Annotated in this window: 12 protein-coding genes; all 12 read right to left on the reverse strand. The window is 33.0% G+C overall.

The window, feature by feature from the left end:
• Window positions 1–281: 281 nt before the first annotated feature.
• Window positions 282–1301 (reverse strand): glycosyltransferase family 8 protein, encoded by a 1020-nt coding sequence (locus EDC37_RS02165; protein WP_132547469.1) that lies wholly within the window; start codon window positions 1299–1301, stop codon window positions 282–284.
• A 107-nt stretch (window positions 1302–1408) separates the two neighbouring features.
• The gene (locus EDC37_RS02170) at window positions 1409–2731 is read right to left on the reverse strand and encodes an O-antigen ligase family protein (RefSeq protein ID WP_132547471.1); all 1323 of its coding nucleotides are present in this window, start codon (window positions 2729–2731) and stop codon (window positions 1409–1411) included.
• On the reverse strand, window positions 2731–3654 hold the full coding sequence (locus tag EDC37_RS02175) for a WlaTC/HtrL family glycosyltransferase (RefSeq protein ID WP_132547473.1): 924 nt from the start codon (window positions 3652–3654) through the stop codon (window positions 2731–2733). The genes EDC37_RS02170 and EDC37_RS02175 overlap by 1 nt, the downstream gene beginning before the upstream one ends.
• A 32-nt stretch (window positions 3655–3686) precedes the next feature.
• Window positions 3687–4715, reverse strand: a complete 1029-nt coding sequence (locus EDC37_RS02180; protein WP_132547475.1) for a glycosyltransferase — start codon at window positions 4713–4715, stop codon at window positions 3687–3689.
• A gap of 119 nt (window positions 4716–4834) precedes the next feature.
• Window positions 4835–5818, reverse strand: a complete 984-nt coding sequence (locus EDC37_RS02185) for a glycosyltransferase family 9 protein (protein WP_132547477.1) — start codon at window positions 5816–5818, stop codon at window positions 4835–4837.
• Between the two features lie 14 nt (window positions 5819–5832).
• Complete coding sequence (locus EDC37_RS02190) at window positions 5833–6960, reverse strand: glycosyltransferase (protein ID WP_132547479.1); 1128 nt, start codon at window positions 6958–6960, stop codon at window positions 5833–5835.
• A gap of 61 nt (window positions 6961–7021) precedes the next feature.
• Window positions 7022–8107 carry a glycosyltransferase family 4 protein gene (locus tag EDC37_RS02195; protein WP_132547481.1) on the reverse strand — a complete coding sequence of 362 codons (1086 nt, stop codon included), beginning with the start codon at window positions 8105–8107 and terminating at the stop codon, window positions 7022–7024.
• Window positions 8108–8129: 22 nt separating this feature from the next.
• Window positions 8130–9143 (reverse strand): Stealth CR1 domain-containing protein, encoded by a 1014-nt coding sequence (locus tag EDC37_RS02200; protein ID WP_132547483.1) that lies wholly within the window; start codon window positions 9141–9143, stop codon window positions 8130–8132.
• Window positions 9133–10050, reverse strand: coding sequence for a lysophospholipid acyltransferase family protein (locus tag EDC37_RS02205; RefSeq protein WP_243642157.1), 918 nt, complete (start codon window positions 10048–10050; stop codon window positions 9133–9135). The genes EDC37_RS02200 and EDC37_RS02205 overlap by 11 nt, the downstream gene beginning before the upstream one ends.
• A gap of 63 nt (window positions 10051–10113) precedes the next feature.
• Entirely contained in the window at window positions 10114–11145 is a 1032-nt protein-coding gene (gene waaC, locus EDC37_RS02210) for a lipopolysaccharide heptosyltransferase I (protein WP_132547485.1), read from the reverse strand.
• Window positions 11146–11147: 2 nt separating this feature from the next.
• Window positions 11148–11618, reverse strand: a complete 471-nt coding sequence (rfaE2, locus tag EDC37_RS02215; RefSeq protein ID WP_132547487.1) for a D-glycero-beta-D-manno-heptose 1-phosphate adenylyltransferase — start codon at window positions 11616–11618, stop codon at window positions 11148–11150.
• A 3-nt stretch (window positions 11619–11621) separates the two neighbouring features.
• Window positions 11622–12620: a bifunctional heptose 7-phosphate kinase/heptose 1-phosphate adenyltransferase gene (locus EDC37_RS02220; protein WP_132547489.1), complete on the reverse strand. Its 999-nt coding sequence runs from the start codon at window positions 12618–12620 to the stop codon at window positions 11622–11624.

A 12620-nucleotide genomic window follows, 5' to 3' on the forward strand; every position in this document is an offset into this window, starting at 1 on the left:
ATGAAGCATCTGTATGAATGCGGTACCGAGACAATTCTTGGCTAACTTTAGTAGCAATGAGGTCTATGATTTTGCGAAAGAATATTGACAGTACCATATAAGGAGGATGTGGACAAAATGGAAAATCATTTTGTCCACATCCTCCTTTGCTATGCATCTATAATGAATTCAATAGGAAAAACCATCGGTAACTCCGAAAAAGATAAGTGACTAAACAAACCTAAAAGGAGTTGTTTAATGAATCCATAAATTAAGACATTTTATATTTTATAATTAACCGTTCATATATTGTCTATATTTTTGCGGATGATTGATTTGCATATTAGACATTTTATTTTGGTAAAACTATATTTCAAATACCAATGAATGCCAGTTAAATAATTTCCGTATATCATATTGGAATATCCCATGCGTTTCATAGTCTTGTAAGAATTTGGTTTACTCAAAGGTGTATTTTTCCATAATGAAATTTTTTCTATGTCTAAAAATTTATTGCGTAAAGGATTTAAACACCATTTATCCCATGGTTTATACCGGCCAACATAATGCACAAAGACTGCATTTTCAGGAATAGAAACAGTTTTATACTTTAAATCTAATAAATAGTCATATCTTTTATCTAGATACATGCATTTTCCGTCTAATACTACGTTAAGGGCATCTTGATCCTGCCAATTAAAGCGATCACGATTTTCAAATGCAACTTTCATAGTCTTTTCTGAGATATTTTCTTTATTCCACATAGGAACATTGATATACATAAAACCTGCATTAAAATAAACGGCATTTTTTAGTTGAAGAAAAGCAATTTGTCGTTGACGCACAACCTTTATATCAGGGACAACTGCTGCTAATTTATTAGCAAGAGAAATAGTAAATATTTCATCTAATTTACCAAAACATTGAACGTCTGCATCAATATATATAATTTTATCGAGTACATTCTCTAATATTTGAGGCATTAATAATCTATTATAAGTAGCTTTGGAAAAATGATTTGTATATGAAAAATCATTAAAGATTTTAGTGTCAATGAGATAAATAATAATGATAGTTTTATTATCTATGGCAAATTGTTTTAATTTTTCCTTATTATTTTTATCTATACAATCTATAAAAACATGAAATATAATTTTCTTTTTGGGATTATTTATTACAATAGAGGCCATGGATACACCCATTGGCTGGACATAATTATTATCAATACCATAACCTATATTAAGAGCATTATCATATTTTATAGGTACTTGTGAAGGATTGCCATATATGATTTTCTTTGTTACGTAGCTTTTTGTATGCAAAAAATCACCATTTCGTTTGTAATAAATTTAGAATTATTATTAAAGACATATTAGAAAAATTGATATCTTTTTTAATGCTAAGTATATTAATATCTAACTAAATCATGTTAAGTAATTGTTGTTAAATAACGACTGCCTATTCTTAGTAGGATTATAAATAAAATAACACACCAAACAGATATGATATATTTTTTTTTGATAACTGGTGCATTTAGTGATATATCATCATTTATGTCTTTATATTTTAGGTAGAATCCCAATAAGAAAAAATATATGGTTACTGGATGTAAATTAATGAAATGATAATCGATTAACCCATGTAATAAAAAATTAAGTGTTATAAAGAACATACATAGATCAATACTTTTTTTCCTTGAATACCAATTACGGAAGGTAAGAAATAGTATACTACCATATAGAAAAATGTATACTAAACCACCAATTATACCGAATTGAGCTAAAAACATTACTAAGTCATTATGAGCATGTATTATAGAACGTGTACCATTTATCTTTATTGATAGATCATTTTTTAAGTTTTCTTGTGCTTCATTAGATATTAGATTTTGTTCTAAAATTGCAGAAGGAAAATTACTTAATCCAACACCTGTATAAGGATTATTAAGGAAAAGACGATAACCGTCTCTAAGATAATAATAATGTCCACGAGTAGATACGTTAGTATTATTGAATAAATTATTTATCTGTGTATTTACCTGTATGTTAAAATTGTATAGACTGGTAATTAATCCACAAAATAGTATTAATAAAAGCAATTTTTTTTGCCACTTTTTTATCATGATAAAGACTAGAAGAATGAAATCTATCATAATAATGAACCAGGCCATTCTGGTGGCATTGGCGAATGCAGCAAGTAAAGCAATAAATAGTAGTATAGGATATAATTTATTACTTTTTTTTATACATAAAACAAATAAAATAGGTACATGTAATAAGAGAATAACAGCAAAACCAATCATATCATTATTTAGGCCACCAGCTCGATAGACGTTCTCTACAAAATAGTAATAAATAGTAGAAAGATCATATATAAAAAAACTACATAATAATATGCTGAATAATATTAAAAGAGTGTTTTTATTAGGAGTAAAAAAAATCATTACAAGAAAGGGAATAAGCATTTTAACCCATGCTTCGTAAAGTAAAATAGATTTATAAAATACACCATCACAAAACAAAAGAACAAACGTACATAAATAAAACACTATCAGGGGGATTAAATAATACTTATATAATGTCCATTTAAAAATAAAAGATTTTTGTTTTAGTATATTTATCAAAAGTAGGACAAAAGAAATTCTGATAAAAACATCTGCTACTTTAGTGTTGACAAAAAATAATAGAGAAAAAATTGCAATGCAAATGACTATTGTTGTTTCAAGATAATTATACTGTTTAATATTTAACATTACTTACTAAATCTCCCCATAAGATATTTACAATAATAAAAAAATGCTTTTGTATTATTCCTTTCTTTAAAATATAAAAGGGCACATCTTTTATATTTTTTATATTTTTTTTCTTTGAAAATTTTTTGGGTTAAATGACTACCGCCTAATTCTTTTAACCAGCCACACCAAGTGTTAACTTTATATAACTTAAAAAGTTGAGGTTTTTTTCTATATGCCATCAATGCAATTGTTTGATCATCATCAGCCATTCCACAATCAGCTAAGCTTATAATACTGTTCCTACACAAAGAATGATACTGAGGCCATAATATTTTAGCACCAATGACGGTGTTACCTGTTATATAGACGTCCATTTCTCTGACTATATCAAAAATAGGTTTATCAATACCTATATCTTCAATTACAAATAAATACATTTTATTTTCAAAATCGTATTTCCAAAGAAAGTCAAATTCTTCTTTATAAGGATAATCTAATGTACCATTTTTATTAAAACCAAAATCAAACCAGGCAACAAAGTCATTTGTCAGTTTTTTATTTATTGCATCTGTTATAAAATAAGATTTTAAATACATAATATAATTGTATCTTGCATTCCATGATTCTGGACTTTTTGGATCCTTTCTAAAAGAACGGAAAATGTTTGATTGCATTACGGCAGCCATTTTGTCATAAATTTCACGGTCACAGTTTAAGACATTATCAATAGTTATTACTTTAGTGCGCTGTTCTAGTCCATATGATTTTCTGATATTAAAAATTTCTTCCGCAAAAATTTTTTCAGTGTATATAATAACATTATTTCTTATTCTTGCCCAAAATTTAAAAGCTTCCATATATTCATGATTGCTTCTTTGTGAATTTTCCCAACTAGTGCGGCCAATATCAAAAAATGCGGTAACGATGGTTATTTCGCTCATAATAAAGCTCCTTGTGGTGAAGTATGTAAAACTTATTCAATATTTTTTAAATAAAGTTTCAGCATTTTGGCTAATGAAAAATTATTATTTACTACGCTATAGCCATTGCTGACTAATTGATCAGAGAAAGACTTATTATTCTTGACATTTAGGATACAATCGCTTAATTCTTGGTAATTACCTTCAGTAAATAATAGACCATTATATTTATCATCAATCACTGCATCGGTACCGTTGACATTGGAAGCGATTACTGGTGTTTTGGCTGCCATTGCTTCGCATAATACTAATGCCAGGCCTTCATAATGAGTTGATAAAATAAAAATGTCCAGATGACCTATTAGATCTGCAAATTTGCCTTCTGTAAAGGATATATTATTTGCTAATTGTCTTTCTCTTACATAAGAAATACATTTTTCTTTTGTTTTACCTGCTCCCATTAATATTAATTTTATTGGTATATTTTTTTCTTTAAGTAAATATTCAATGGCTTTTATTAAGGTCAATTGATCTTTTTGTTTACTAAAACGTGCAACCATCCCTACAGTAAAAATTTTATGTGGTATTTTAGGTAAATTAAATTTGTCAATGTCTATGCCATTGTATATAACTTCTATTTTATCCTTATTAATACCTTGTTTTGCCAAGTTGGTTGCTACTCCTTGGGATACACATATATACTTGGCAGTGTATTTATCCATTTTACGGGTCAGATAGCTTCTAAATGCTGTGTATTTTTCTATATTATGTTCTACATGGATTAATTTTACATCCATTTTGGCATAAGCAAGTGCTAACTTTGTCCAAATATGTGTGCTATAGCCATGTACCAAGATGATATCAGGATGGGTTGTTTGAATAAATTTTGCTAAAGACCAAATGTAGTCTAAGGTAAATTTATCTTTTATTACAATAACATCGGTTAATTCTGTTTTATTATATTTGCGGAAAACATCGATGACATTGTAACCTTGTTTTTTTAAATAATTACTAATAGCCATAGAGATATTTAAAGCACCAGAAGGAGTTCCAGACACGATATTCAAAAATTTTTTTGTCATTATATGAGTACTCCGTTATATATTTAAATAGTTTATTAACCGTAAAAGGCTATAAGTAGTTAAGCAGAAATTGTTTATAAAGACAAATGCGTCAATATAAATGGAAGAAAATATGATCATTATAATAAATGTTTTTCTATAATAATTTTTTTTATCTGTTCGAATTTGATTTGGTCCATACAAGTGTGACCTTTGGGTTTATCGCATTTATCCCAATTTTGGCAGGGAACACATGATAAATCACTTTGGACAACGATAGCATTTGTAGGAGCCCAGCGAAGAGGATCACTAGGACCGTAAATTGCAATGATAGGCAGATCTTTTACCGTACCTAATATATGTAAAGGCCCTGTGCACATTGATAATGCCCAGGAGGCGTATTTAGCGATTTCAGGGATATCACGTAAAGATAATTTACCGGCCATATTGATTTTATTACCAGCAATTTCTTTTATATACTCCGCGTCATTAGGTGAGCCTATATATATAGGTTTTATTCCACGGGTATTTAAATAAATATTTAATTTTCCTAATTCAATAGGATTCCAATTTTTTATATCAGCAGCAGTTCTGGCGACAATGAGAACAATTTTTTTGGTGGATTGTTTATTTTTTTCCACCCAATTAGATATTTCTAATTGTCTTTTAGCATCACAATTTCCAATTTTAGGCAGCAAATTAGTTTTATCAAAATTTATATTAAAAAGTAATTTGGCATACATTGAAAAATCTTCTATAGCCCTTTTATTTAGCTCTTTCCTAGGGAAAAAATGGCGTCTGTTTATAGAAATGCAATATCCTTTATTCAGTAAATGGCAGCCAGCCCGTAGAGCCAGTATGGTTGAATTGAGCCTGCCATCTACAATTATAGCGTCTGTATAAGCTGCTTTTTTAATTTGTTTGATGATAACTGCCTTTTCTTTATGTTTATAAGAAAATACATCATCTATATACATGTGGTTTTTTAATAGATCAGCGGCTTTATCAGCTATTAAAAAGCCAATTTTAATGTTTTCTATATTTTCTTTTAAGAGTTGAGCTAACGGTGTGGTTAAAACAACATCACCTATGCCAAGACGATTTATAATTAATATTTTTCGCACTAGATAATTCTCCATCAATTTATGAAATTTTTCTTGTCATGTAATAATTTTTTAAATATGCACAAGTATGCATCTGTCATTTTATCAATACTTAAGTTGTTTTTCAAATATAGTGCGATATTTTTAGAGTCATCTGCCGGCAGGTTAAAGGCATTATTAATTTCTCTACTGATGTTAGCGCTGTTTGCTATTTGATCTTGTGCATCAAAATTAACGGCACATGCATAGGCAATATTTTCCTTCGTTATTAAACCAAGGAAAGATTTATTATTGCGGATGGCGATTACTGGTTTTTCACAAGCTAAAGCTTCAATGGCTACGCGTCCTTCGCCAATTAAAATATCACAGGCGTTATACCATAATGCTATCTGAGGTGTAAAATCTTTTACCGTTATCCAATTGCCATATGTAGAATTAAAGAGATGTGCCTTTTCTTCAATTCTTTCCCGCAATGGTCCCTCACCTATGATTATTAATTGATAGTAAATTGATGCTTGGGCTAAGTTAGTTAAAGCATCAATAAGTGCTAAAGATACTGCACCTTTTATAGAACTCAAACGGCTGACGTGAACTATAAGTTTTGCATCAGGGGACAGGGATAGGCGTTTTCTTGCTAGTATTTTATCTAATGGTTTAAATAAAGAAAAATCTATACCGTTGTTTATAATCGTGACACTATCTTTTTTGAAGCCATATTCATTATACAAGATATTTGCCAAATTACTGCTAACTGTAAAAATTTCAGGAAAAATCCGTGGATAGAGATGTTTGAATTTTGCTCTATGCCAGGGATCATGCATGGTAACGGTATATTTTATAGCAGTTGACCTAGAAAGATACCATGCCCAGATACCTGCAGTGCGTTGCTGTGCGGATATGATATTAATATCGTATCTTTTTATTAAATCTTTTAATTTTTGGAGACTATCATGCCATTTAAAAAGATTGAATCCACGCGCTTGTATAATAGTGATATGCACATTGGTGTATGTCTTTTTTAAGTAAGCTAATTTATCTAAATTACTGCCCTGATTAACAGCTAAAAAAATATTATATTGCGATAATCCCTTTAACAATGCTTCTACATGCGTTTCCGCACCGCCAGTTTTCCATGGTTGAGTAAATAGTATTAGTATGTTCATATTGTTTATTTCCCCTTTTTATTAGGGCAATATAGTTGAATATAGTTGTAAATAAGAGTTCCTAACCAAATCTTTTAGATAAAGCATCTTCGTATAAGTCGATAATTTCCTTTATCATTTTGGTAGGAGAAAATCTCATTTTTACGTCTTCTTCTGCAGATGTTCCTAATCGCAGACGAAGATCCTTATCAGTGGATAATTGCTGAAGTCTTAGACATAGCTTATCATCATCAGCATACGGAATGAGGAAACCTGTTTGTTTATCTTTTATTACTTCGTTGGTACCGCCGACATCATAGGCAACAGCCGGTTTTTTCATAGCCATTCCTTCTGCTATAGACAGGCCAAAAGTTTCAAAATATGAAGGTAAAACAATGACATCAGCTGCATCAAGATAATTTTCTATATCTGTTTTATGGCCTAAAAAATGCACTCTTGAAAATAAATTATTTTTTAGAATTTGATAGTAAAGGGAATATTTTCCCTTACCTGTACCAATAACTATTAGATGCCAGTTTTTAGCACATTCATAATTGGTTAGGATATTAATAAGGTGTTGATGCCCTTTATTATGAAGATTTTTTATGCGGGAAACAATAACCAGGCAGAAAGCATCAAGAGGAATACTATATTTTTCCCTGAGAAAAGATTTATTGTGTTTGGGAGAAAATTTTTGCGTATCAATACCATTGTATATAGTTTTGGTTTTGGAAGGATCAGAGCCTACTTCTATTGCCTTTTTGTAGACAAACTGACTTACCGTAATAATTTTATCGCATTTTAATAATATTTTTTCTTTTGCATTGCCAAAAATCCCATGTGCAGTATAAATTACCGGTAACCAAGGCATATATTTTATTTTGCATTTTACAGCAGTAATGCCAGCTGCCGCTGAGTGTGCATGAATGAGGTCAATATTATATTTTTTTATTATAAATTTGAGAAGAAATGCGGCTAAGTCTGTGCTCAGTCGTAGGGGCAAAAATATTTGCTTGATTCCCCTGCGGGCAAGGTCGTTTGCAAGCTGTCCCCCGCCAGAGACAACAATTACATTATTACCATTCTTTTGTAGAAGTGGGGCGAGCATAGCAACATGAGTTTCTGCACCACCTATATTCATTCGAGGAACAAGAAGCAGAATATTCATATTATTTTTACCTGTATATCCTTTATTTTTCAAAACTTGATTTTTCAGGCAGTATTTTGTCAAAAGAAGAAATGATATGTTTTTTTATATTTAAAAAATCAATGCCGTCATTATCATTTATACAGAGCATAGGCATATTTTGCGCTTCGATGGCTTTATATAATTCAGTGTTTTCATTTTCATTACCGTAGACTTCAAAAACACGTCCCTTAGTATGGCGGCCGATTGGTTCAAAATCTCCCCTTACGAGTTGCCAGTAACGGATTAACCACTGGTCAACGTCATTGCGGCTGCGAAATTTGTGGCGGCTGCTTTCATCAAGAATATCATTTTCTTTCGACCAGATATCATCATAAGTATTTTTTAAGAATGAATATGGTAAATGATTATTGGAAAAACCGCGAAAGTGGTGTTCTCCTGCGAAAATAAGATTACGTAAGGCATCCCAGCCATATTTTGGTGACATCCATTTCCAAAAATGTTTATGGACTTCAATTTTTTTATCAAAATTTGCATTTAAGACGGCCACACTGTTGAATTTTATAAATGGCATCATATCACCTTTTACAGGAGCACTTATTGCGGTGGCTATGCAGAAATCTGTAGGCAGGCCGTTTTGAAAAAATAAATCTTTGGAAACGGGACTTATAATAAACATATCATCGTTAAATGATACAAAGTGTTCTGCAAGACCTTTTATACGGTGTAGGTTTAATTCCAGAGGACTAGAGCTGAACGTAGGCATATACTGCGGTAGTAAATAATCCTCGTGTCTGACTATATTAAGCTTAGGATGAGCTGTATTGAGCCATTGCGGAAGATGTCCCCAGGTTATAAAATGAATTTTGTTTACCCATGGAGCAAATTTTTCTACTCCGCGGAACCAATATTGCAAATTATCCCAGTCGCGATAACGGCTTATTCGTTTATCACCACCAGCTTCAGGATCATATTGGCTTTTTTGTTTCTGCCATGCAGGATCGTTGCCATCTACCCAGCAGACAGTAAAATCTATCGGTTGGTCGTTATTTTGCATTTTGTTTGTCTCCCTCAGTATAGCTTTTTATTGCCTGATGATGTTCTACTGATTTCCAGCGGTCATGCAACCAAAACCATTCTTCTGGGTATTCTCTTATATGGTCTTCGATTTGCTTCGTAATTATCATAGTTGTTTTACGGATATCAGCATGTTTGTTTGCTGTCTTTTCTACAAAGATCGGTTTGTGAATAATAACTTTATGTGTTCTTTTAGGGCCTTTGACTATAAAAATAGGGATGATAGGGGCATTATTGTGGCGGGCAATTGTAGCTGCCCCGTGAGCGCAGGAAGCATCTCTGCCCAAAAAAGGCATAACTATGCCATCCTCAGCAGCATCCTGATCCATAATAAGGCCAATAAGCCATCCCTTAGCAATCATTTTGAACATATTTCTTACATCATATTTATACATGACATACATGCCAATTAAAGCCCGGTATTCATTCATAAAACGGTCAGCACCGTGGTTGGATTGTTCTTGTGCGACACCAACAAGTTTATAACCATTTTGCGCTAGTGCGCCGCCTAAAAGCTCCCAATTATCACTGTGTGCAGCAGCGATGATGCCACCACGGCCAAGTTTTAAGGCCTCATCAAGATTCTCTGCGCCAATTAAGGTGACATATTTATTCATATTATAACGCATTATCGGGAAACGCAAAACCTCAACAATCATAGGGCCAAATTTTGTCCAGCTTTTTTTGGCGATTCTTACTGCTGACGGTTTATCTATATTAAGACTTAATATAACATTATTCACAGCCATTTTTTTTCTTTTTGCAGGCACCAGATACCATGTTATTGCACCGATAGCATCACCAATAGCATATGAAATTTTTTCAGGTAATAGGCAAAAAATTTTACTTATTATTTTTAGAATATAATAAAGAGCTATACGAACCACCCTCTCATTGTACTTAGCAGATAGAATTATTAAGCAGAAAATAAAATTTTTACAGTTAGGCTGTTACCGGGATTTATCCTGTTTTAAAATAGTTGTTAATTTATTTATTACTTGCTGCGGTTTAATGCTTGCAAGACAATCACGATTAAAACGGCATTTTCTTTTCCAGCAATGTTTGCAATCGTAAGGAACTTCGATAGCATTCTCTTTTTGTTTATAAGGGCCATTCCGCTTCGCATCAGTCGGTCCCATTAGCATAATTGCTGGAGTATTAAGCGCAGCCGCCATATGGAGATTACCCGTATCACCACCGATTACTGCATTGGCATTTTTTAATATATAGGCTAATTCTTTTAATGCTGTTTTACCAACGAGATTAATGACGTCACCTAACGTATCTTTTTTTATACTGGCAGCAATATTTTCATCAATATTACCATATCCCGCCAGAATAGTCACAATGTGCTTTTGATGGCACCAATTTGCTAATTCAGCGAAATAGCTGGCTGGCCAACGTTTGTTGGCCCAATTTGCACCGACGACAAGCACTACATATGTTTCTTTTAAAGTTAATTTACCGGAGAGAAGTAACTGTGCTCGCATAATATTATCATTTGTAATGCCGAGAGGAAAAGATAAATCTTCCGTATTGCAGCCTAAGGAACGTACAACATCTAAATAACGCTCCACTATATGACCATTACGATTTTTTCCGCTTACCGGTGTACTGATAAGACCGCTCCCTTCACGCATATCTGCGTAACCAATTTTTTGGCGGGCATGTGCGAGAAAAGCAACTAAGGCTGATTTTAAAAGACCTTGCAGATCAATACTGATATCGTAATGCCGTTTATTAAGTGTTGCTGAGAATGGTTTTACATATTTAAGAAAACTGATAAAAGAGTTTAACTTTTTCCGGTCAAAAATAATGACTTCATCAATAGCAGGGCTATCTTTGACTATATCGGCAGCCACAGGAGAAACCACCCATGTCAGATGGCAATCCGGCCATGTCTTTTTTATAGAGGCTGATACTGGCAAAGCATGAATGACATCACCAATAGCGCTTAATTTTATTATAAGAATATTTTTCATTATTAGTTATAAATTTCTTTAATTTTTTTTATTATTTTAGTAGTAGAACAGCCATCTACCAAATTTATAAATTCGGCATGGCCGCCGCAGCGCTTTAAGGTTTTTGCCTCTGGTAATGTTTCCAGCGTATAATCGCCGCCCTTTACATAGACATCAGGCATTACCTTTTCCAGTAATTTTTCTGCGTTCGTTTCATCAAATAGAACAACATAATCCACTGGTTTTAATGCATCTAATACAGCAGCACGTTCTTCCTCGGGGATTATGGGCCTATTTTTATCTTTCCAGCGTTTTACAGAGGCATCTGTATTTAGGCCTACAATCAGGCAATCACCATATGCTGCCGCTTTTTCCAGATATTTTATATGGCCTGCGTGAATAATATCAAAACAACCATTTGTCAGAACAATTTTTTGGCCAGCGTTTTTTAAAACAGAGCAAAGTAAGGCTATATCAGCGTTTTTTATAATCATAGTTCACTTTTCCAAAATAAATTTTAATTCGGCGGTAGATACAGTCGCTGTACCTATTTTGCGTACGGCTATTCCCGCAGCATAATTTGATAGTTCAGCGGCAAGAAGTGGGGTATTGCCTGCGGCTACAGCTAAGATAAAGGTAGCAACGCATGTATCACCGGCACCAGATACATCGTAAACTTCGCTTTTATCTGATACGGGAATATTACTGACTTTCCCATTAGCCTCAAATAATACCATTCCCTTTTCCCCGCAGGTGACAAGTACGCCCTTTGCATTTAGTTTTTTTAATAGTAAAAAACCAGCTTTATGTAGATCGGCATCTGTATTAATCACCATGTTTACGGCACTAGCCAGCTCCGCATCATTCTGTTTTACATAAGTGACACCAATGAAAGCTTGTATATCATAGCGGGAATCGACAATACAGGGAATATTATATTTTCGCGAATAATCTATGACGAACTCACGTATAGCAGGCGTGATTGTACCACTGCCATAGTCACTTAGGACAATACCTTCACTTTGAGGTAAAAGAGACTGCAATTTTTTTAGCAGTAATTTTTCGTCAAAATCATCAAGAGGAGTATTATTATCATGGTCAATGCGAACTACTTGCTGGCTGACAGTAGCTCTCCCACCGGCTATAATTCTTGTCTTAGTTATGGTTGTGCGTTTTGCAGAGGTCAAAAGGCCATCAGTATCAGCGTTGCTATCAGCCAATATTTTTTTAAGACCGGCAGCTGCACTATCATCGCCAAGTATTCCTGCCGCTGCAACATTGCCGCTTAACGTCGCAATATTGTTTACTACATTAGCGGCACCGCCGGCAACTATTTTTTGGGCAGCCTGCTGAAGTACTAAAACAGGAGCTTCACGGGAAATCCGTTCTATCGTTCCGTGTAAATATATATCAGCGACCATATCGCCGATCACTATTATGCGTTTATTGGCTAAGCTGTTGAGGACAATGAGTAAATTTTTTTTATTATTTACCAT

This window comes from Pectinatus cerevisiiphilus (assembly GCF_004341685.1).
GTDB classification, from domain to species: domain Bacteria; phylum Bacillota; class Negativicutes; order Selenomonadales; family Selenomonadaceae; genus Pectinatus; species Pectinatus cerevisiiphilus.